Here is a 21,347-nt window from a genome sequence, read left to right as displayed (position 1 = left end):
GCCTACCTCGACGCCATCGCCTTCGAGATGAACAACCGGCCACGCAAGGCACTAGGCTTCAGGACACCGCGAGAAGTCTTCCTCGAAGACCTCGCAGCAGCCGTTGCCAACACTCCTTGAGACCGCCTCATTTCCCAATCGGTCAGGAACGCGGCGCGTTGCGCAAGAAACGCCTGAGCCGCGAGAAGAAGGGGACAGGAGCACGCGCGTCCTGTGCCCGGTGTGCCTCAACGGCTGGCCGAGGGGTCCGTGGCAGAGTGGAATGCGATGAAACTGCGCGCCGACCAGTCAGGGCTCCTCGGCATTCCGATGCCGCTGTGGCTTCAGGGCGCCGTCGAGGCGCTTCAGGCCGTGCTCATTTCCGCAGTCCTCACCGTGGTCCCGCTCGCAGCGGTCTGGCTGACGGGAGGCTTCGGACCGCTTCCCCCCGAGGCGGCCGCCCGTCTCGGCGGCCAGGCGTGGCTCCTCGTGCACGGAGTCCCGCTGCGCCTGAGCGACCTCGGAGCGACAGGCGACGGCGGTGCCGCGCCTTCCACGACCGTCCTCCGCCTCGTGCCCCTGGGCTTCGCGCTCATTCCGTTCCTCCTGTCGTGGCGGGCGGGGCGCCGCCTCGCGAGGGCGTCGTACGCGACGACCCTCTGGCAGGGGCTGCTCGGAGCTGCGGCCCTCTACTCTCTCGCCGGCTTCGCCACAGCCTTCGTCTGCAGCACCAATGCCGTGAGCGCCAGTGTGGGAGCCGCGGCCGCCGTGCCGCTCATCCCCGTGGGGCTGGGGCTCATCGTCGGGGCCCGACGCGAGGCCGGATCCTGGAGCCGGCTGATCGGCGTGGACGCGGTCGACTGGATTGCCCGCACGGGGCAGTATTCGCGGTGGACCGGGAGCTACTTCTGGGCCGTGATCCGAGGGGGTTTCGTCGCAGCGGCCGCGGCGTTCGGGCTCGCTGCCGCGCTCCTCGCCCTGGACCTTGCGGTCCGCTGGGCTGACGTGGTCACCGTGTACGAGGCCCTCGGCGCTGGGGGCGTGGGAGGTGCAGCCCTCACCGTGGCCCAGTTGGGCTACGTGCCCAACCTGGCCGTGTGGGCGCTCGCCTGGTCTTCGGGCTCGGGAGTCGTGCTCGGCACCGGTTCGACTGCGGGTGCCCTCTCGACCGCCGTCGGTCCGCTCCCGCCCCTTCCCGTCCTCGCGGCCCTCCCCACGGCGTCCAGCCCGTTCACGGCAGCGGCGATCGTGCTCCCCGTGATCGCCGGCGTCCTTGGCGGATGGTGGTTCCAGCGTGCGGGCGAGGACCACTTCGACGAGTGGCTGTCCATCAAGGTTCCGGCGCGCTGGTTCTCGGCTTCGGTCTCGGCGCTGGTCCTCGGGCTGCTCGTGGGAGCGGTCGCTGGACTGCTCGCGGGCGGCGCCGCGTGGCTCTCGGGAGGGTCGGCCGGCGTGGGCCGTTTTGCCGATATTGGCCCAAGCCCCCTCTGGACCCTCGTGTGGGTCGGGGCCGAGACTGCCATCGGAGCGGTGATCGGCTACGCCCTCGCTCCTTGGCTCGAGCGCGGGCAGCTCACCCGATCCGCGGCGGCTTCCGCGAAGGCCTAAGGTTGAACCCATGCGCATCGTGGTTCTCGTCTCCGGCACCGGCTCGAACCTCCAGGCGGTCATCGACGCCGTGCAGGCGGGCGAGCTCGACGTCGAGATCGCCGCTGTCGGCGCGGACCGTGAAGGGACCTACGGCATCGAGCGTTCGGACGAGGCGGGACTCGAGACCTTCGTGGTCAACTTCAATTCCTTCGAGACCCGCGCCGAGTGGGACGCTGCGCTCACCGAACGCGTCGCGGAGTACGCCCCGGACGTCGTGGTCTCCTCGGGATTCATGCGCATCGTGAGCCCGGACTTCATCGAGCGCTTCGGGGGACGCTACCTCAACACCCACCCCGCGCTGCTCCCTGCCTTCCCCGGCGCGCACGGGGTACGCGACGCGCTCGCCTACGGTGTCAAGGTCACCGGCTGCACGGTGCACTGGGCCGACGCCGGAGTGGACACCGGGCCGATCATCGCTCAGGAGGCGGTCGCCGTGGAGTCGGATGACGACGAGGAGTCGCTCCACGAGCGCATCAAGGTGGTCGAGCGCAGGCTGCTCATCGACGTCCTGCGCCAGCTCTCGGCCGGCAAGCTCATCGCGCCGTCGTCGGCGAATGGGGTGCAGAGTTCAGCCTCCTGACGGATGCCCTCAGGGGCGTTGACGCGTCATGCTCGGGGTATGAGAGCGAATCCTCCCGAACTTGCGGTCCGCGTGCGCGGCCTCCGCAAGGAATACGGCGGCGTGGCCGCCGTCGACGGCATCGACCTGGACATCGCCCAGGGCGAGACTTTTGCGCTGCTCGGCCCGAACGGCGCGGGCAAGTCCACCACAGTGGAGATCCTTGAGGGCTACCGCCATCGCAGCGCAGGCGAGGTGAGCGTTCTGGGCGTCGATCCCGCACACGGGAGGCTCGACTGGAAGGCTCGTCTCGGGATCGTCCTCCAGTCCACGGGAGAGAGCGGGCAGTACACCGTCCGCGAGCAGCTTTCCCACTTCGCTCGCTTCTATCCGAACCCGCGCAGGGTCGACGACGTCATTGCCGCTGTGGGCCTCGAGAAGCAGGCCAAGACGAGGATCGGCAAGCTGTCGGGGGGCCAGCAGCGGCGCGTGGACGTGGCTCTCGCGATCGTCGGGAGGCCGGAGCTCCTGTTCCTCGACGAACCGACGACTGGCTTCGACCCCGAAGCCCGCCGCGAGTTCTGGGGCCTGATCGAGGAGCTCAAGTCGGAGGGCACCACGATCCTGCTCACGACCCATTACCTGGACGAGGCCGCACGCCTCGGGGACCGCGGCGGTGTGATCGTGGGCGGGCGCCTCGTGGCGGTCGGGCGCATCGATCAGCTCGGAGGGGCCGAGGCGCGGGTACCGCTCGTGCGGTGGCGGGATGAGGCGGGAGCGCTGCACGAGGAGCGCACGGAACGGCCGGCGGCGCTCGTCGTCGATCTCGCGCAGGGAGTCGGCGGCGAGCCGCGCGAGCTCGAGGTCATCCGCCCGAGCCTCGAGGACGTGTACCTCAGCCTCGTCCACGCCGCCGCGACCGCCAGCGCAACGGCAGGCACGGCGCGGGAACTCGTGGTGATGCACACGGAGAAGATGCACACGGAGAAGGAGGGCGAGCCGGCATGAGCATCATCTCCCACGGGGTGGCCCGGACGGGCTACGAGACCAAGGGCTACTTCCGTTCGCCCGACGCCGTCTTCTTCACCTTCCTGTTCCCCATGCTCATGCTGGGGATCTTCGCGGCGGCGTTCAGCTCGCGCGGCGACATCGGCCTCGGTCCGGGCTCTCCCGATCACGTCTCGGTCGCGGAGTACTACCTCCCGGGAATGCTCGCTGCGGGGATCCTGCTCTCGGGCGTGCAGAACCTGGCAGTGGACATCGCGGGGGAGAAGGGCGACGGCACGCTCAAACGGCTGGGCGGCACACCGCTCTCGCCCGTCTCCTACTTCCTCGGAAAGCTCGGGCGGGTGTTCGTCACGGGCGTCCTGCAGGCCGCGATGCTCCTCGTGGTGGCGAAGTTCGCGTTCGGGGTTGCGCTGCCGACCTCCACGCAGGCGTGGACCACCTTCGCGTGGGTCTTCGTGCTCGGCATCGTGACGTCCGCGCTGCTGGGGATCGCCCTCTCGGCGCTCCCGAGGAGCAGCCGGAGCGCCACCGCGGTCGTGGTGCCGATCGTGCTGGTTCTGCAGTTCATCTCGGGCGTCTACCTGCAGTTCTCCATGCTTCCCGCGTGGATGCAGAACCTCGCGAGCGTCTTCCCGCTCAAGTGGATTGCCCAGGGAATGCGCTCGGTCTTCCTTCCGGACGGCTTCAAGGTGCTCGAACAGAACGGGACCTGGGACCTCGGATGGATTGCTGTGTGGCTTGCCGTATGGCTCGTCGTGGGGCTCGTAGTGAGCCGGCTGACCTTCCGGTGGATCCGCCGAGACGCCTGACCATGCTTGTGGGGACATGCGTGTGGGGCGGCGGCCGCCGCCCCACACGTCCTCTGGTCCGTCAGTCGGTCAGATGACCGGTCCGGTCTCGGTGGTTCCGCCGCCAGCGCCGGTCGCCCCACCAGCCCCGCCGAGGCCGGTCCCGGTCCCGGGTCCCGTGCCCGTGGTGCCGCCGAGGCCAGTGGTTCCTTCCGACCCCGACTCGAAGACCTCGCCGGCCTGCGGCGCGGAGCCGACCTCGCCGCGCCACGCACCGGTCTCAGTGCCGCGCGATTCGATGAACTCCTTGAACTTCTTCAAATCGGAGCGGACCTGCATGTCGTCTGCCCCGAAGAAGGCGCCGATCTTCTCGACTGCCGAGTCCGGATCCCACTGGAACTGCACATTCACGCGCGTGGTGTCGGGCCCGAGAGCCTCGAAGGTCACGGAGCCGGCGTGCTCGACTCCCTCTTGTGTGCTCCACGCGACGCGCGAGTCGGGCTCCTGCTCGGTGATCACGGTATCGAATTCGCGGGTCTGCCCCGCGACCTTGGTGGTCCAGTGGAGGTGCGTGCTGTCCTGCTGAACCACGGACTCCACGCCCCCCATGAACTCGGGGAACGATTCGAACTGGGTCCACTGGTTGTAGGCGGTGGACACGGGGACATTGACGTCGATTGACTGCTGAACGGTAGCCATGGAATCCTCCTTCTGCTCCGTGGGCGGCCTTTGCTCGACCCGCGCCGGTGGGCGCCCGTCCACCGTAGGCAGGGCCTGAAAGCGGGGTCAACGCTTCGTGGCGCGACCTCCTCTCACAGCCTTGCGCTTGCGGTCGAGTAGGAGGGCGAGGCCGATGGCGGCGAGCCACGTGTCCTTCGCCATGGAGATCCCGGCCTGCGTTGGCCGGATCCCGTCGCCCTGCGTCAGACCCGGCGTCTTCGCGTAGACCGCGACGAGGCCGGACCCGAACCCCGTGAGGCCGAGGGCGGCGAGCTTGGTGGGAACGAGGGGCAGGAGCAGCGCGCCTCCCAGGGCGATCTCGCCCGCCGCGAGGACCTTGCCGAACGTCGCGGGCGGAAGCTGCTTGACCTGCGGCACGGCGTTGGACGCCATGTCCTGGATCGACCCGGCGCTCTCCTCGTCGAGCGAGAGCTTGGAGATCCCGGAATTGAGGAGGTACGCCCCGGTCGCCAGGCGCAGAACCGCGCGGCTCAGCGAGAATGCCATGATGTCTCCTTCGATTCGGCTTGCTTGGTCAGGTGCGGTTGCGCTTCGCGAGGCACTTGACGACGACGGCGCCCACGGCTGGGAGCGCGACCCCGGATTCCGCGGCGATGCTCGGGTCCCTCCACGCGTGCTTCGTGCTCGATCTTCGGAATGTCCCTCTCTTCGACCCGGACCTTGTACGGCCCTCGATACACCATTGCTCGCACGTCCTAGTGGTTCCCCGACTGAGGCGGCCCAACCAAAGGGACCGCCCGGCGCGCGGCGATAGAATGGCCGCGACCCCCAGACTCAGCACGAGAGAGACGAGTGCCCTGTGATCCAGCTTGACCGTGTCCCCATCCGACGTGCCCTCATCTCCGTCTATGACAAGACCGGTCTCGAGGACCTCGCGAAGGGGCTCCACGCGGCCGGAGTGCGGATCGTCTCCACAGGTTCCACGGCGAAGAAGATCGCCGCTGCCGGCGTGCCCGTGCAGGAAGTCGAAGAGGTCACCGGTTCGCCGGAGATGCTCGACGGGCGCGTGAAGACGCTGCACCCCCGCGTCCACGGCGGGATCCTAGCCGACCGCCGGGTGCCGGAGCACATGCAGACGCTCGAGGCGATGGACATCGAGCCGTTCGACCTCGTGGTGGTGAACCTCTACCCGTTCGTCGAGACGGTGCGCTCGGGCGCGGCACTCGACGACGTGGTCGAACAGATCGACATCGGGGGACCCGCCATGGTGCGGTCGGCCGCGAAGAATCACGCCGCCGTCGCCGTCGTCGTCGATCCGGGGTTCTACGGCGAGGTCGTCACGGCAGCGGCGGAAGGCGGCTTCAGCCTCAAGACGCGCCAGCGCCTCGCGGCGAAGGCGTTCGCCCACACTGCCGCCTACGACACGGCCGTGGCGACCTGGACCGCGAGCCAATTCCTCGATGAGAACGAGGACGGCATGATCCAGTGGCCGGCCTACGCCGGCCTCGCACTCGAGCGCTCCGAGGTGCTCCGCTACGGTGAGAACCCGCACCAGCAGGCCGCGCTGTACGTCGACAAGGCTGCGCCGGCCGGCATCGCGCAGGCGGACCAGCTGCATGGCAAGGCCATGAGCTACAACAACTTCGTGGACGCGGATGCGGCCCTGCGAGCGGCCTTCGATTTCGATGAGCCCGCCGTCGCCATCATCAAGCACGCGAACCCCTGCGGCATCGCCGTCGCTACCCCCGGTGCCGAGGACCCGATCGCGGACGCCCACCGGAAGGCGCACGCCTGCGACCCCGTCTCCGCGTACGGCGGCGTGGTCGCGGCCAACCGCACCGTGAGCAAGGGCATGGCGGAGACGCTTTCGGGGATCTTCACTGAGGTCGTCGTCGCGCCCGACTTCGAGCCGGAGGCCGTCGAAATCCTCTCCAAGAAGAAGAACATCCGCCTCCTTGCCCTGCCCGAGGGCTACGACCGGTACCCGACGGAGTTCCGCCAGATCTCCGGCGGCATGCTGGTCCAGGTCTCCGACCGGCTCGACGCCCCAGGCGACGACACCGCCAACTGGACCCTCGCAACCGGTGAGGCCGCCGACGAGGAGACGATCGCCGACCTCGCCTTCGCGTGGAAGGCCTCGCGGGCGGCGAAGTCGAACGCGATCCTGCTCGCCAAGGACCGCGCCTCAGTGGGCGTCGGCATGGGCCAGGTGAACCGGGTCGACTCGTGCCGGCTCGCTGTCGAGCGCGCCAACACCCTCGGTGTCTCCGTGGAGTCGGATGTGGACGCCGCCGGCGGTGCTGCGGCAGGCGACGGCGGGGCAGCCCCCGAGCGCTCTCGCGGCGCCGTCGCGGCCTCCGACGCGTTCTTCCCGTTTGCCGACGGCCTGCAGATCCTCATCGACGCGGGCGTGAAGGCCGTGGTCCAGCCGGGCGGTTCAGTCCGCGACGAAGAGGTCATCGCGGCGGCGAAGGCCGCGGGCGTGACGATGTACTTCACGGGGTCGCGGCACTTCTTCCACTAGTCACGCGTTTGGTTGCGCCTTTGAAGTAGGCATGACGGAGGGCGGCCGGATCATTCCGGCCGCCCTCTCGTCGTCGAGGCGAATCAGCTCTGGTGGACCACAACGGCCTGCGCTGCGAGGCTGTTGGCCGATGAACAGATGGTCGCGACGTTCGCGGCGACGGAGCTGTTCGCTGCCGCTACTGCGGCAATATTGAACGAATTGAACGTCCACAGGGTGTCGCGATCGGGCAGCATCTCTGCGGTCTCGGCGGCGAGGTCGGCGAGGGTCAGCTTGGTCATCGGAGTCATCTCTTTCTGCTGTTTGTCACTTAGTGAATTTGAACGGCGCCGAGCCATTGGTTGGCGTTGGCGTTTGCTACCGAGTTGATCGTTGCCGCATTGATGGCGAGCGCGAGGTTGACTCCAATCACCGGGGCAACGTTGATGTTGAAGAGGGCCAGGGTGTCGCGCTGCGGGAGCAGCTCGGCTTGTTCGCCCGCGAGCTCGGCGAGGGCTATTTCACTCATGGTTTTCTCCTTCTGGATTGGCACCCGACTTCAGAAAGGGGCACCCGGCGCCGGGCGGGGAACCGGCGCCGGATGCGGTCTTGGTTTCCCCGCTGGAGGCTGAGCAGCGTGAGGTGGCCACCCCCTCTCCCTGAGTGTTCAGCGTGAATCAGAAGCGATAGCCGACGAGGCGGAAGCGGCGCGGCGGTGCGGCGTGGCGCGGCACGTTCCGCACGATGGGCGGAGCGAAGAAGCGCTTGCGGAGTCCGCGCTCGAGGGACTGGGCCAGTCGCCCAAGGATCAGCAGCGAGCCGAGGGCGGGCAGAGCGAGCAGGAGGATCGCCAGAAGCGAGAGGACGGTCTCGATCGGCTGACCGAGGGCGAGGGCCAGAGCCATACCGCTGGCGTGGGTCATCACGGCGCCGGCGGCTTCGGTCAGGATGATCGGCAGGCTCAGGACGAGCCACACCACTACGCCAGCCAGGAAGGGGACCACGATCAGGACCCACGCTGTGACGATCCATCGTGATGCCGGCCGCAGTTCCTTGACCCTCGGATCGGCCGCTCGTCCGGGAATGAGGCTTCTGAGCACGGGGCCGACTCGGGCGAAGAGGTCTGGGACGCCGGCAAGATCGGCCAGGACGAAGTAGCCGTCGAGCCGGATAGTGGGCGGCAGCTGCTGCGCCATCTGGAGCTGGGTCATGATGACGAGCATCAGCAGAAGCGGGCTGTCTGTGAGGAGGTAGGCAGCACCTGCCGAGAGGACCCACCACACGTGGAAGTACAGGCCCCCGAGATCTGTGCGGATCTTCCCCGCCCGGCCCAGCCGGTAGGCGTCCGTGACGTCCGTGAAGAAGGCTGGGAAGACGAGATAGAGCCCCATCCCGATCACGCCCGGTTTCGCGCCACCGTAGCGGCATGCCGCGGCGTGCCCAACCTCGTGGACGAGCGCACCGACGATCATGAGGGCGTAGAGCGAGAAGAGCATCGTGGGTGTCACGAGGACCGCGGAGAGTGCTCCGAGGACATCCGATCCCCAGAAGAGCCGGACATCGAGCACGACGAGCGCGAGGCACGCGAGGACGACGACGGGCGGTGCGTAGAGCGGGCTCAGAAGCGATGCGAGCCGAGAGACGGCTCCTCGCGAGAGGAGGGTCGCCTTCGCGCTGAGCGCTAGGAGGGGATTGGCCGACGGCGGTGGGGCCGCTGGCGCTGCTCCAGGACTTTCGAGGAGCCCGAGTGGTTCGAGCTTGCTCTCGGCGAGAAGGGTGAGTCCTTCGACGTCGAGTTCCCGGCCGAATCGTGCACTCACGCGCCGGGCCAGCTCATCGGACGGCAGTGCGGGCGCAGCCTCCGCGACGATGTGGTGGAGGAGTTCCGTGAGCTGTACGACTTGCCCATCCGCACGACGAACCAGGTACGTGCTGTGGTTGAGTCCGGATCCGTTGACGAGCCCGAGCAGCTCAACTCCGCTCGCCCGTTGCCATTGCCGGGGAGGGGACGCGGGTTCTGCCGTGGTCGTCATCTCGGCTCCTTCTCGTGCCGTTGATCAGGGAAGGGGGAGTGGAACGGGGAGAGGAGAGGCGGGGCGCGGCCGTGGCTGGGATACGGTCGCGCCCCGAGGGAGCCTCTGCTGAAGCTCGAGCCTCCGCTAGTGCTGGCTGACGTTCACGTACTGAAGCGCGGCGCTGTTGGCTTCCGAGCCGAGCGTCAGGACGTTCAGGGCGGTCGAGCTGTTGGTCGCGTAGACGGCAGCCCAGTTGATCTTCGTGAAAGTGAAGAGGGTGTCGCGATCGGGAAGCAGTTCGACGGTCTCGGCGGCGAGGTCTGCGGCGGTGAGCTTGGTCATGGAACTCAACTCCTTGGTGTGGTTTCTGTGGGAGTCGCGATCGAGGATCAATCGCTGGAGAAAGCAAACCGCGGACGCGTTATTCGCATGTTATTGGTGCGTTACTGGCGCATTATCGGGCTGACGTGGGCGGACAGCACGAGGCCCCCGCCTGAAGGCGGGGGCTTCGTGGAATTACCGTGGGGCAGGAAGCCCAGGAATCACTCGCCCGTATCCACGTCCGCCTTTGACCTGACCTCGGCCTTCGTGTCGGCCGCGATGGCGGCCTTGGCCTTGGCGGCGGCGTCGTCGGCGTCGCGCTGCGCTGCGGCGTGGCTCTTCCCGTTGACGGCCAGCTTGATGCCGAGGTCCTGCTCTATCTGCCTGATGAGCGACCTGGTCGTCGCGGAGAGCGAGCGGTCGGTGCCGCCGATGACCACGAATTGGAGGGCGGCCGCCGTCGTCGTACACGAGGTGCAGGCGACGTTGAGCGCGAGGGACCGGTTGTTCACGTTGACGGCCTTCGCGTTCTCTCCGGTGATGATCTGCACGGAGACCGCCGAGGATGAACAGTTGGCACAGCTCGACCAAGCGGTCGCGATGTTGTCGGCAACGGCAGAACCGCCCTTGGCCACGAATACAGTCTGGAGAGTCGTGGCCGTTCCCGAGCAGCCCGCACAATTGCTCGTCGCAGTGGCCGTGGCGACCGCCTTGTCGCTCGACGGCCCCATCGTCGTGTCGGCTCGAGCTGAGTCGGTCACGAGGGGCAGCGCGACGGTCGGTATGGCGGAGGACGCGACGTCAAGGGAGGCGGAGGCCCTCACATCGTCGGACGGGCCCCGCCCCTGCGCGGACGCCGGGCCCACGGCTGAGCCGCCGGCCAGTGACACCGCGAGCAGGGCGAGGGCGAGGGCAGAGGCCTTCCAGGACAGACGACGCGCCATGGTTCAGAGCTCCTTCGTTAGCTGACGGTGCGAGGCATAGCGGGGGTGCTGGTGGGCAAGCACCGGAGCCGGGAGGCCGAGGAGGTCTCCCGAGCCGCCTCCAGCCGCGGCCCTGAGCCGTGCGGAAGGTTCGAGGCCCAGCTCATCGCGGAGCCGTCGTCGGAATTCCTCGACCGTGCGGTGCGCGGCGGCAGTGTTCCCCGCCTGGATCTGGGCACGGACGATGAGGACGTAGGCCGACTCCCGCAGCGGCTCGATCCTCGCGGCTTGTCGAGCGGCAGCGAGGGCCAGATCCGGCTCGTCGCGATCGAGGTACTGCCATGCGAGGGCCTCGAGGGTCGCGACCCGAAGCGCGCGGAGGCGCTCCTGCTCGAAGATGACCCAGTCCTCGTACCAGCCGGGCAAGAGCTCGGCGACGTAGAGGAGCTCGTCGAGTCCACGCTCCATTGGTGCCCCGCTGCGCGCAAGCTCAGCCCGTTCCCGGAGCTTGCGGACATCGACCGCGACTCTCGGGGCAAGGCTCACCGGTTCGAGGGTGTCGGAGAGGAGCCCCGGAAGCTGATGACGGACTTTGAAGACCGTGGCCCGAAGGCTTCCCGCGGCCTGCTGCTCCGCACTTTCCGGCCAGAGGAGGCCTGCGAGGTAGGCCCGAGGGCGGGGTCCCATGAGGGCAAGCGCCGTGATGAGGCGCTGCTGTCGGCTGCCGACCACGGCAGGCGCTCCGTTTCCCAGAAGCTGCCAGCAGCCTAAGAGGCGCAATTCCCAATCGATCATGGGCCCGACCCCCGTCGCTCTGCGATCGCTCGCGAGGGGTGCGCCCATGTGCTGGCGCTATCCCCGCGATGCACGCCTACTAAAACGAATACCAGCATGACGAGGGGCGGATAATCCAGTCAATGGACTTAGGGTCCTTGACAGGAATTTTCGGCGAAGCCTGAGCGCGCTACCGACAGCGTGAAGCCGGTTGTCACATCGGGTGAGTGGAACCGCTCTCTCGCCGTTCTCCCGAAGCGCGCACCGCAAGCCAATCGCTTACGCTCTTGACAGCGGCCGCCCTGTCCGCCGTGACACTCACATCGGCGGGCTCCCACGCGCCGTCGGAGGCAAGGATGCGGATGCGGACACCATCAGCCGATTGAGGCTCCCTCCACACGCGGAGGACCAGGGTTCCGAGTTCCTCGAGGCCGGATTCCCGCTCGTCCTTATCCTCGGCGGAAGCAGAATGCTGTGCCATCTTCTCCTCTGCAGCGGCTGGCGCCTCGGGCGCTTTCGACGTCGTCGACGGCAGTTCGCCGTCTCCTTCCACGCAGTCTAGGGGCTTTCGTCCCGGAATCATCGACCATTCACTCCTGACTATCGGCATGAAGGCTGATCAGTGAAGCTTTTTGGTGTGTTCCTCCGTGGCGACGTCACGATCCTCGCGGGGCGTGCCACTCCGGTAAGTTAAGGACGTTGACATAGCAGCACGCACGCACACTGCGGCGAACGCTCGACGCGCACCCTCTGCGTAACCGCTCGCCGCGGTCTGCCGACCCCCAGGGAGGCGCCCACCATGGCCACGATCATCTACACGCACACGGACGAGGCGCCGATGCTGGCGACGCACTCGTTCCTCCCGATCATCCAGGCCTTCGCATCGACCGCGGGGGTCGAGGTGGAGACGCGGGACATCTCCCTGTCGGGACGCATCATGGCAGCGTTCGGCGACTACCTCTCCGAGGAACAGCGCACGGCCGACGCCCTCGCAGAGCTCGGAGAACTGGCGAAGACGCCTGAGGCGAACATCATCAAGCTCCCGAACATCAGCGCGTCGGTCCCGCAGCTCAAGGCTGCGATCGCCGAGCTCCAGTCGCAGGGCTACGCCGTGCCCGACTACCCGGACAACCCCTCCTCGGACGAGGAGACGGACATCCGCTCGCGCTACGACAAGATCAAGGGCTCTGCCGTCAACCCGGTCCTGCGCGAAGGCAACTCCGACCGGCGGGCGCCGCTCTCGGTCAAGAACTACGCCCGCAAGAACCCCCACTCGATGGGGGCCTGGACCTCCGAGTCCAAGACCAACGTCGCGACCATGGGCAACGCCGACTTCCGCCACAACGAGAAGTCCGTTGTCATCCCGGCCGACGACACGCTCGCGATCCAGCTCGTCCTCGAGGACGGCACGGTCAAGGACCTCAAGAAGGGCCTCAAGGTGCTCGCGGGAGAGGTCGTGGATGGCACCTTCCTGAGCGCAGCGGCGCTCGACTCCTTCCTGGGTGAGCAGGTCAAGCGCGCCAAGGAGGAGGGCGTCCTCTTCTCGGCCCACCTCAAGGCGACCATGATGAAGGTCTCCGACCCGATCATCTTCGGCCACGTGGTCAAGGCGTACTTCGCCGAGCTGTTCGAGACCTACGGCAAGCAGCTCGCGGCGGCCGGGCTGAGCCCGAACAACGGCCTCGCCTCGATCCTCAACGGCCTCGACGAGCTCCCCGAAGACGTCCGCGAGGGCGTCAAGGCGCTCATCGCGAAGGGCCTCGAGGAGGGACCGGCCCTCGCCATGGTCAATTCCGACAAGGGCATCACCAACCTCCACGTCCCCTCCGACGTGATCGTCGACGCCTCGATGCCCGCCATGATCCGCCTGGGCGGCCACATGTGGGGTCCTGACGGCCAAGAGCACGACACGCTCGCCGTCCTCCCGGACTCGTCGTATTCGGGCGTGTACCAGGTGGTTATCGATGACTGCCGCGCGAACGGCGCGTACGATCCCACCACGATGGGCAGCGTCCCCAACGTGGGCCTCATGGCGCAGGCCGCCGAGGAGTACGGAAGCCACGACAAGACCTTCGAGATCCCGGCCGCCGGCCGCGTGCAGGTCGTCGACTCGGCCGGAAGCGTCCTCATCGAACACGAGGTCCAGCAGGGCGACATCTGGCGCGCCTGCCAGACCAAGGATGTGCCGATCCGGGACTGGGTCAAGCTCGCCGTCAACCGCGCCCGCGCCTCCAAGACGCCGGCCGTCTTCTGGCTCGACGAGACCCGCGCCCATGACCGCAACCTGATCGCCAAGGTCCGCGAGTATCTCAAGGACCACGACACCGAGGGCCTCCAGATTGAGATCCTCGCGCCCAAGGAGGCGACGGCGTTCTCGCTCGAGCGCATCCGCCGGGGTGAGGACACGATCTCGGTGACGGGCAACGTGCTCCGCGACTACCTCACGGACCTGTTCCCGATCCTCGAGCTCGGCACGAGTGCCAAGATGCTCTCGGTCGTTCCGCTCATCAACGGCGGCGGCCTCTTCGAGACGGGCGCCGGCGGGTCCGCGCCGAAGCACGTCCAGCAGCTCCTCGAGGAGAACTACCTCCGCTGGGACAGCCTCGGCGAGTTCCTGGCCCTCGCGGTCAGTTTCGAACACCTCGCGGCCACGGCTGGCAACGCGAAGGCCCAGGTCCTCGCGGATACGCTCGACCGCGCCACAGGGACCTTCCTCGAGGAGAACAAGTCCCCGGGCCGCAAGCTCGGGACGATCGACAACCGCGGAAGCCATTTCTACCTCGCTCAGTACTGGGCCAAGGAACTCGCCGAGCAGACGGAGGATTCCGCTCTCGCTGAGGCATTCGCACCCGTGGCCGAGGCCCTGACGTCCCAGGAGCAGGCCATTGTGGACGAGCTCCTGGGAGTTCAGGGCCATTCGGTGGAGATCGGTGGCTACTACCACCCGGACGAGCAGAAGACCTTTGCGGTCATGCGGCCGTCGGCGACGCTCAACAGCGTCATCGATTCGCTCCGCAAGTAATCGGACTCGGTCGTCCGGCCGATCTCGCTAGTCCGTGTGGGCTGGTGCGGCCCCCAGCGGCCGCGCCAGCCCACGTCTGACGGACCCAGCCCCTGCCGGGGCTGGGTCTGCTGCTCTACATGGGGTCGGGCCAGTTTCCGATGCTGCTCATCGCCGTAGTCCTTTTCCTGAGGTCTGGTCTACTTCTGCATTCCGCATGGGCCGGGAACCCTGGGGCCGGCCGTCTGGCGTTGGCCGGCCCCAGTTGCTTTCGCAGCGGTTCAGGCGAGCGTCGTGGCCGGACGCCGCCGCAGGGCGAGGCCGCTTGTCGCGAGGCCGAGCCCGATGCCCAGAAGCAGCGCCGCAGCTGCGAGGAGCAGCGCGAGGCTCAGAGTCATCGAGTTCGAGTCATCGACCATCGAGCTGAGGCCGCCGAGGCACGTCTGGACACCTGACGTGCTGCCAGCCCCAGAGCCATTGCCGTTGGCAGTTCCACTGCCCGCGCCGGCCCCAGTGCCCGTGCCGATCTCCGAGCCCGCACCGGTGAACGCTGTTCCGCCGAAGCCAGTGGCGCTCTGGAAAGAGCCGGACGTTCCGGCGATCTGACCGGACGCCGCCCCTTGGCCGTTGGCCTCAGTGCCGCCGTTCACGCCGAATCCCGTGGTGGCGCTGACGGATCCCTCTGCACCCGTGTTGTCGCCGGTCCCGGCGCCGGCAGTTCCGGTGCCAGTTCCACTGCCGTTGCCGGTCTCGTTACCGGGCACGGTGCCGGGCTGGTTATCAGGACCAGCTCCCGCCCCATTGTCCGACCCGGTGCCGCTGCCCGAGGGCGTTCCGTTGATGATCAGGAACAGACCGTCTCCCTGGACGAGACCCGTGGCGGGGAGGCCCAGCGCGAGGGTTCCGCTGGCGGGTGCCGGAGCGTTCACGTTGACCGTGTTGCCGGAGGCGCCGAGGGTCGCGGGCGTTCCGGAAAGATCGCCGAGACCGAGGTCGCCGCCGGTGAGGTTGCTCAGGTCGACGCCCGAGAGGGCCGGGAGGCCGAGGCCCGAATCGGAGCCGGTCCCGGTGCCATTGCCCGTGCCGTTCAGGACGACGGTCAGGCCGCCCTGGCCGGTGGTTCCGGTGGCCGGCAGGCCGACCGTGACGACTCCGCTGGCGGGCACGGGGGCGGTCACGTTCACCGTGCTGCCTGATGCACCGACGGTTGCGGGCGTTCCCGAAAGACCGCCGAGACCGAGGTCGCCGCCGGTGAGGTTGCTCAGGTCGACGCCCGAGAGGGCCGGGAGGCCGAGGCCCGCATCAGAGCCGGTCCCGCTGCCATTGCCCGCGCCATTCAGGACGACGGTCAGGTCGCCCTGGCCGGTGGTTCCGGTGGCCGGCAGGCCGACCGTGACGACTCCGCTGGCGGGCACGGGGGCGGTCACGTTCACCGTGCTGCCTGATGCACCGACGGTTGCGGGCGTTCCGGAAAGATCGCCGAGACCGAGGTCGCCGCCGGTGAGGTTGCTCAGGGCGACGCCCGAGAGGGCCGGGAGGCCGAGGCCCGAATCGGAGCCCGTCCCGGTGCCATTGCCCGTGCCGTTCAGGAAGACAGTCAGGCCGTCCTGGCCGGTGGTGCCGGTGGCCGGCAGGCCGACCGTGACGACTCCGCTGGCGGGCACGGGGGCGTTCACGTTCACCGTATCGCCGGAGACGGCCGGCAGGCCGAGCCCGCTCGACGGAACAGACGGAACAGACGGAACCGCCGGCACCGCCGGGAGGGAGCCGTCGCCCAGGTTGCCCAGAGCAGGGACGCCGCCGGACGAAGTGATGAGGGTGGGAGCGCCAATCGTCACGGTTGGAGCCGTCGCCACAGTGGTGCTGTCGCCGGACGGTGACGTCGCGGTGACAGCTGCGGGGACGGTGACCACGGCGGCCGGCGAGGTGGCGGTCTGCGTTCCGTCGGTGACGGCCGGAGCGCCCAGCGTAACGGCAGGCGCGACCACGGCGGTCAGCGTCTGGCCGACCGGGGTGGGGGTGATCGGAGCCGGTGCGACCGGGGTCGAGGCAACAGGCGCCCCTACCGCGGGTGCGGGTACGGCCGGAGCGGGAGCCGAGCCGATCGGTGCTGAACCGGTTCCGTCGGTCGAAAGAAGGGCGGCCGTTGGCGCGGACAGTGTCGCGTTGACAACGGCCGCAGTCGAGTTGGTTGTTCCCGAGGCGCTGGTCGAGTGGACCGCGGCCGGGAGGTTGACGTTGATGAGCGGATTCGTCGTGACGGTCGTGCTGTCAGCCAGCGCGGCCGCCTCGCCGAGGCCCATGAGGCCTCCGGCTACGACGGCGCCGAGCAGTACTCGGCGGGCGAGCTTATTCACAGTTCATCTCCTGACAGAAGAGGGATCGCGCCATGGAGGCGCAGGACGGAAAACGTCCGCCGCAAAGGGCAGACCCGTCCCCTCGTCAGTCGGGAGTGGAACCTGGATCGAACGCGGGAGTGGGCGGCACGAGTGCCGACAGGCGATGCCGGCGGCCGCTGAGGTACAGGGGCGCAGCGAGCAGGAGGCCGCCCGCGAGCGAGGCGGCATTCGGCCCGCCGCCCACCGTGCCGTCGGATCCTCCAGACGAGGATCCCGCCGGCGCGGACGGTGGCGGGAGCTGGCGCTGCTGGTCCTGACCGTCGGATGGCGAGGCGGGCGAATCCGCCGCAAAGTCGTCCGCGGTCGCATTCGCCGCCTGCGACAGGATCTGCGACCAGTCGAGGCCGATGGGGGCGATCGGAGAAGGCGCGGCCAGGAGGTCGTCGGCCGGCGCCACGAGGTTGTCCGCGGCGGCGGGGGAGTCCTCGGCAGCCGGTGCGGGGGCCTCGCTCGCGGTCGGGGGAGCAGCAGCGGCTGGCATCTGGACGGGAATGACCTCCGGAACCGACACAGGCACGGGGGTTTCCACCGTCTTGGCGACACCGCCGCCGACTTCCGTCAGCGCGCTGCCGAGCCCCGATGCGGTGCTGTCGACAACCGGCGCGAGCGGCTCCAAGGGCCCCGAAAGCACCGGTCCCACAGCGGAAGGAAGCGCATTTACGGACGAGGCGAGCGCCGTCGTCGTCTGTGTGATTCCTCCCGAGAGCGCGCCCTGCACCCCGGAGACCGACTTCGGGACCTCGCCGACCTTCGGCAGTGGCGCCGAGGCATCCTGAAGGACGCTCGGCACCGGTGGGACGACGGTCTGAAGCGAAGAAACAACGCCGGGAACCGCGGGCAGCTGTGGGCTCGTGTGGGAGTCAGCGCTTGCCGACTGCCCGGACAGCAGCAGCCAACCGACTCCGACGCCGGCCGCAATGGCCGCGTGGCGCACGGCAGAGAGGACGCGCTGACGCGTCTCCGCTGTCAACCGCATGTCCCTCCTCCCCAGCGTCAAGGACCCGGTTGAATCGCTCCCGGCCGCCTCGCCAAGACGACGGCAGTCGAAGCGCTAGACTCCGATGGAAGAACAAGACAGACCGGTCTGTCAAGACCCGGTCAAGGATCACTTAGCGTATGACACGCTCGTCGTTGGGGTACCGCACCCCAAGTTGGCGGCGCACCCCATCGAAAAGCCGCATGGTGCTGAGGGTGTGAGACCAGGGCATGGTCGGGCTCTCGGTGACGCCCGACTGAACACAGCGCGTCACCTCCCGCAGCTCGTACACATAGCCCCGGCCGACGGCGTCGAAATTCTCGGTGCGCGGAGGGTCCCACCCGCGCCGGACCACGAGCTCCCGCGGATTGTTGATGCTGCCGAGAGTGGTGAGGACGCCCTCCGAGCCCGCGATGGTTGCTGCTCGCGGCCCGTGGGCCAGCAGCGATGACGTCAGGGTGGCGAGCTGACCCCCGCTGTACCCCAGCGCCAGGACGTTCTGCTCGTCCACACCGTCCTCGTTGAGGGTGCCCAACGCGGTGAGGGAATCCGGGAAGCCGAGCGCCCCCACGGCCCAGAGGAGGGGGTACACCGAAAGGTCGAGCAGCGCGCCGCCGCCAGCTTCGAGCGCCCAGATGCGGTTTGTCGGATCTTTGGGCGCCGGGAAGCCCAAGTCGGCCGAGACCCATTGCACCGCGCCGAGCTCCCCCGACTCGGCGATCTCGAACGCCCTCTGCATGGACGGCAGGAACCGCGACCAGACCGCTTCCATGAGGAACACACCCCGCGCCTTGGCGAGGTCCACGAGCTCCTGCGCCTCATGGGCATTCACCGTGAACGCCTTCTCGACGAGGACGTGCTTTCCCGCCTCGATCACGGCCTTGGCGGCTTCGTAGTGCTGGGCGTGCGGCGTCGCCACGTAGACGACGTCAACGTCCGGATCCTGGGCCAGCGCCGCATAGCCGGGGACGCCGTCGTCGTCCGCGTAGTGGCGCCGGAAGCCGAACTCGCGCGCGAACTCCGCCGCGCGCTCCCGGCTGCGGGAACTCACCGCATGCAGCGTGGCGTCCGGAAGCATCGCGAGGTCCCGCACGACGGTCCGCGCAATCCCACCCGTGGCCACCACGCCCCAGCGCAGCGTCTCGCCGGTGGCGGCGAGGGGGTCCATGTTGTCCTGGAGCGAGAGCCACGTGTGCTGGATGTGACGCGTCATGCACCCCATCCTTGCATGGGCATGGACGACGACGGCGGCCGCCCCCACGTGGGGACGGCCGCCGTCGTCTGTGCTCGCCCAAGCGAGCTGAACAGCTCTACCGGGTCAGCAGGACTACTGGGTCAGCTTGCTCAGCGTCGGGTCGTTCGCGTAGGCCTCCTTGGCGTTGGCCTTCGTGACGATGACCGGCGGGAGCAGGTAGGCCGGGACGGTCTTGACGCCGTTGTTGTACGACTTGTCGTCGTTGATGTCCGGCTTCTGGCCGGCCTGGAGCTTCTTCACCATGTCGATCGCCTTGGCCACGAGGTTGCGCGTGTCCTTGTTGATCGTGGAGTACTGCTCGCCAGCCATGATGGACTTGACCGACTCCACCTCGGAGTCCTGACCCGTCACAACCGGGATCGGCTTGCCGGCGCTCTTGACCGAGGTGATGATCGCGCGGGCGAGCGTGTCGTTCGGGGAGAGCACGCCGTCGAGCGGTGCGCTGTTGTAGCTCGCCGCAAGAAGCGTGTCCATGCGCTTCTGCGCGTTCTCGGCCTTCCAGCCCTGCGTCACGGCCTGGTCGAAGGCCTTCTGGCCGGAGAGGACCTTGAGGGTGCCGTCGTCGATCTTCGGCTGGAGCACGCTCATGGCGCCGTCGAAGAAGACCTTCGCGTTGGCGTCATCGGGCGAGCCGGCGAACAGCTCGATGTTGTACGGACCGCTCGGCTTCTTGGCCTTCATGCCGTCCAGGAGCGCCTGGCCCTGGAGCTGGCCGACCTTGAAGTTGTCGTACGCGACGTAGTAGTCGACCGCGTCGGTGTTCTTCAGGAGGCGGTCGTACGCGATGATCGTCGCGCCGGCATCCTTGGCCTGCTTGAGCTGGGTGCCGAGCTGGGAACCGTCGATGGCGCCGACGATGATGACCTTGGCGCCCTTCGTGACCATGGTCGAAATCTGGTTCTGCTGCTCGCTCACGCCGCCGTTCGCGAACTGCACGTTCGGAGTGAAGCCCGCGCTCTTGAGGCCGTCGTTGAACAGGCCCTCGGCGAGGACCCAGTTCTCCGACGTCTTCTGGGGGAGGGCGACGCCGATCACGGAGTTCTGCGCGAAGCCCCCGCTTCCGCTGCTGGACCCGCCCGAGGTGCCCTCGGAGCGACCGCAGGCGGTCAGCGCCAGCGCTGCGATGGCAGCGACTGCTGCTGCCTTTCCTGCCTTGCCAAACATTCGCATGGTTTTCGCTTTCTGTATTTTCCGGGTGGGGAAATCTGTGGCCTGAAGCTCTCAGGCTTCCTTCGCGAGGACTTCGCTGGTCTTGGTCGTCTCGTCCGGCTGGGCGGGGACCGCCCGGTTGCTGCCGTTGCGCATGAGCAGTCCGATGATCGAGCGGCGGCCCTGCGACTTGTTGTAGACGTCGAAGGCGACGGCGGCGAGGAGCACGAGGCCCTTGATGATCGCGGTCCGGTCCGCCCCGATGCCGAGGAGCTGAAGGCCGTTGTTGAGCACCGCCATCACCAGGCCACCGACGATCGAGCCGATCACGGTGCCGACGCCACCAGTCACCGCGGCGCCGCCGATGAACACGGCCGCGATCGCGTCGAGCTCCCAGCCCGTGCCGTCGAACGGGCCGGACGCGGTGGAGCGGCCCACGAAGACCATGCCCGCGAGGGCCGAGAGGATGGCCATGTTCATCATCACGAGGAAGTTGACCCGCTTCGACTGGACGCCGGAGAGCTCTGCAGCGTGGCGGTTGCCGCCCACGGCGTAGATGTGGCGCCCGATAATCGTCTTTGCGGAGACGAAGCCGTAAATGAGCACGAGCACGCCGAGGATGATGCCCGGGATCGGGAACGACGTCCCCGGCCGGCCTGTCGCGAAGAGGTAGGTCGCGTAGAGGATCGCCGCGCAGATGAGCACGACCTTCGTCACCGTGACCCACAGCTCGGGCACCTCAGCGCCGAGCTGCTTCGCCTCGCGGCGGCTGCGCAGCTCGCTGTAGACCACGAAGGCCGCGCCGAGCACGCCGATGAGCAGCGTCAGGTTGTTATAGCCCGTGTCCGGGCCGATCTCCGGCAGGTAGCCCGCGCCGATGTACTGGAAGTCCTGGGGGACGGGCACGGTGTTGGACTGGCCGATGAACTGGTTCACACCGCGGAAGATCAGCATGCCGGCGAGCGTCACGATGAACGCCGGAATCCCCACGTAGGCGACCCAGAAGCCCTGCCAGACGCCGATAGCCGCGCCGATGGCCAGACCGAAGATGATGCCCACCCACGTGGGAAGGTGCCAGTCCCGCATCGTGATGGCCACGATGATCCCGACGGCTGCCGCGATGGAGCCGACCGAGAGGTCAATGTGGCCCGCGATGATCACGAGGACCATGCCGATCGCGAGGATGAGGATGTAGGAGTTGCCGTTGAAGAGGTTGATGACGTTGTCCGGCGTCAGGGTCAGGCCACCGGTGAGGATCTGGAAGAGGATGATCAGGGCCACGAGGGCGAAGATCATGCCGAACTGACGGGTGTTGCCGCCGAAGAGCTTCTTGAGGGCGTCCATGATGTTTCCTTGCGGTGCTTCC

20 protein-coding genes and 1 pseudogene are annotated in these 21,347 nt (G+C 68.0%); 7 read left to right on the top strand and 14 right to left on the bottom strand.

Going from position 1 to position 21,347, the window contains the following annotated elements; genetic code table 11:
* The 5 genes and pseudogenes from E5679_RS21225 to E5679_RS09655 form a co-directional block, all read left to right on the top strand.
* Window positions 1–120: pseudogene (locus tag E5679_RS21225) on the top strand (IS30 family transposase); the annotation flags it as partial.
* 147 nt (window positions 121–267) lie between these two features.
* Window positions 268–1,587, top strand: coding sequence for a cell division protein PerM (locus tag E5679_RS09670; RefSeq protein WP_138415191.1), 1,320 nt, complete (start codon window positions 268–270; stop codon window positions 1,585–1,587).
* Between the two features lie 10 nt (window positions 1,588–1,597).
* A complete protein-coding gene (gene purN, locus E5679_RS09665; protein ID WP_138415189.1) occupies window positions 1,598–2,209 on the top strand; it encodes a phosphoribosylglycinamide formyltransferase in 612 nt (203 codons plus the stop codon).
* A gap of 39 nt (window positions 2,210–2,248) precedes the next feature.
* The gene (locus E5679_RS09660; RefSeq protein WP_138415187.1) at window positions 2,249–3,196 is read left to right on the top strand and encodes an ABC transporter ATP-binding protein; all 948 of its coding nucleotides are present in this window, start codon (window positions 2,249–2,251) and stop codon (window positions 3,194–3,196) included.
* A complete protein-coding gene (locus E5679_RS09655; RefSeq protein ID WP_138415185.1) occupies window positions 3,193–4,005 on the top strand; it encodes an ABC transporter permease in 813 nt (270 codons plus the stop codon). Before E5679_RS09660 ends, E5679_RS09655 begins: the two co-directional genes overlap by 4 nt.
* A 69-nt stretch (window positions 4,006–4,074) precedes the next feature.
* Here the strand turns inward: E5679_RS09655 and E5679_RS09650 are convergent, their stop codons facing one another.
* A complete protein-coding gene (locus E5679_RS09650) occupies window positions 4,075–4,683 on the bottom strand; it encodes an SRPBCC family protein (protein WP_138415183.1) in 609 nt (202 codons plus the stop codon).
* A gap of 87 nt (window positions 4,684–4,770) precedes the next feature.
* Window positions 4,771–5,211 carry a DoxX family membrane protein gene (locus tag E5679_RS09645; RefSeq protein ID WP_138415181.1) on the bottom strand — a complete coding sequence of 147 codons (441 nt, stop codon included), beginning with the start codon at window positions 5,209–5,211 and terminating at the stop codon, window positions 4,771–4,773.
* Window positions 5,212–5,524: 313 nt separating this feature from the next.
* On the opposite strand from E5679_RS09645, the gene purH reads away from it, so the two are divergent.
* Complete coding sequence (gene purH / locus E5679_RS09635; protein ID WP_138415177.1) at window positions 5,525–7,189, top strand: bifunctional phosphoribosylaminoimidazolecarboxamide formyltransferase/IMP cyclohydrolase; 1,665 nt, start codon at window positions 5,525–5,527, stop codon at window positions 7,187–7,189.
* 83 nt (window positions 7,190–7,272) lie between these two features.
* Here the strand turns inward: purH and E5679_RS09630 are convergent, their stop codons facing one another.
* From E5679_RS09630 to E5679_RS09600, 7 genes are all read right to left on the bottom strand, one after another.
* The gene (locus tag E5679_RS09630; protein WP_138415175.1) at window positions 7,273–7,470 is read right to left on the bottom strand and encodes a hypothetical protein; all 198 of its coding nucleotides are present in this window, start codon (window positions 7,468–7,470) and stop codon (window positions 7,273–7,275) included.
* Window positions 7,471–7,499: 29 nt separating this feature from the next.
* A complete protein-coding gene (locus E5679_RS09625) occupies window positions 7,500–7,697 on the bottom strand; it encodes a hypothetical protein (RefSeq protein ID WP_138415174.1) in 198 nt (65 codons plus the stop codon).
* A 148-nt stretch (window positions 7,698–7,845) separates the two neighbouring features.
* Window positions 7,846–9,201 (bottom strand): hypothetical protein, encoded by a 1,356-nt coding sequence (locus E5679_RS09620; RefSeq protein WP_138415172.1) that lies wholly within the window; start codon window positions 9,199–9,201, stop codon window positions 7,846–7,848.
* A gap of 126 nt (window positions 9,202–9,327) precedes the next feature.
* Window positions 9,328–9,525, bottom strand: a complete 198-nt coding sequence (locus tag E5679_RS09615) for a hypothetical protein (protein ID WP_138415171.1) — start codon at window positions 9,523–9,525, stop codon at window positions 9,328–9,330.
* Between the two features lie 200 nt (window positions 9,526–9,725).
* Window positions 9,726–10,448, bottom strand: coding sequence for a hypothetical protein (locus E5679_RS09610; RefSeq protein ID WP_138415169.1), 723 nt, complete (start codon window positions 10,446–10,448; stop codon window positions 9,726–9,728).
* A gap of 3 nt (window positions 10,449–10,451) precedes the next feature.
* Window positions 10,452–11,159: an AfsR/SARP family transcriptional regulator gene (locus E5679_RS09605; protein WP_171042316.1), complete on the bottom strand. Its 708-nt coding sequence runs from the start codon at window positions 11,157–11,159 to the stop codon at window positions 10,452–10,454.
* Window positions 11,160–11,415: 256 nt separating this feature from the next.
* On the bottom strand, window positions 11,416–11,682 hold the full coding sequence (locus tag E5679_RS09600) for a hypothetical protein (RefSeq protein ID WP_138415166.1): 267 nt from the start codon (window positions 11,680–11,682) through the stop codon (window positions 11,416–11,418).
* 318 nt (window positions 11,683–12,000) lie between these two features.
* Between E5679_RS09600 and E5679_RS09595 the strand changes: the two genes are divergently transcribed.
* The gene (locus tag E5679_RS09595) at window positions 12,001–14,223 is read left to right on the top strand and encodes an NADP-dependent isocitrate dehydrogenase (protein ID WP_138415164.1); all 2,223 of its coding nucleotides are present in this window, start codon (window positions 12,001–12,003) and stop codon (window positions 14,221–14,223) included.
* 260 nt (window positions 14,224–14,483) lie between these two features.
* Here the strand turns inward: E5679_RS09595 and E5679_RS09590 are convergent, their stop codons facing one another.
* The 5 genes from E5679_RS09590 to mmsB form a co-directional block, all read right to left on the bottom strand.
* Window positions 14,484–16,559, bottom strand: a complete 2,076-nt coding sequence (locus E5679_RS09590) for a beta strand repeat-containing protein (protein ID WP_138415163.1) — start codon at window positions 16,557–16,559, stop codon at window positions 14,484–14,486.
* Between the two features lie 85 nt (window positions 16,560–16,644).
* Complete coding sequence (locus tag E5679_RS09585; protein ID WP_138415162.1) at window positions 16,645–17,577, bottom strand: hypothetical protein; 933 nt, start codon at window positions 17,575–17,577, stop codon at window positions 16,645–16,647.
* A 133-nt stretch (window positions 17,578–17,710) separates the two neighbouring features.
* Complete coding sequence (locus tag E5679_RS09580) at window positions 17,711–18,790, bottom strand: Gfo/Idh/MocA family protein (RefSeq protein ID WP_138415161.1); 1,080 nt, start codon at window positions 18,788–18,790, stop codon at window positions 17,711–17,713.
* A 114-nt stretch (window positions 18,791–18,904) separates the two neighbouring features.
* The gene (locus E5679_RS09575) at window positions 18,905–20,002 is read right to left on the bottom strand and encodes a substrate-binding domain-containing protein (RefSeq protein WP_138415159.1); all 1,098 of its coding nucleotides are present in this window, start codon (window positions 20,000–20,002) and stop codon (window positions 18,905–18,907) included.
* Window positions 20,003–20,053: 51 nt separating this feature from the next.
* Window positions 20,054–21,325, bottom strand: a complete 1,272-nt coding sequence (mmsB, locus tag E5679_RS09570) for a multiple monosaccharide ABC transporter permease (RefSeq protein ID WP_138415157.1) — start codon at window positions 21,323–21,325, stop codon at window positions 20,054–20,056.
* Between the last annotated feature and the right edge of the window lie 22 nt (window positions 21,326–21,347).

It is taken from the genome of Sinomonas gamaensis (assembly GCF_005876955.1).
Classification (GTDB): domain Bacteria; phylum Actinomycetota; class Actinomycetes; order Actinomycetales; family Micrococcaceae; genus Sinomonas; species Sinomonas gamaensis.
Note: the sequence above shows the minus strand (reverse complement) of the source record. Positions and strands in the feature narration are given on the sequence as shown.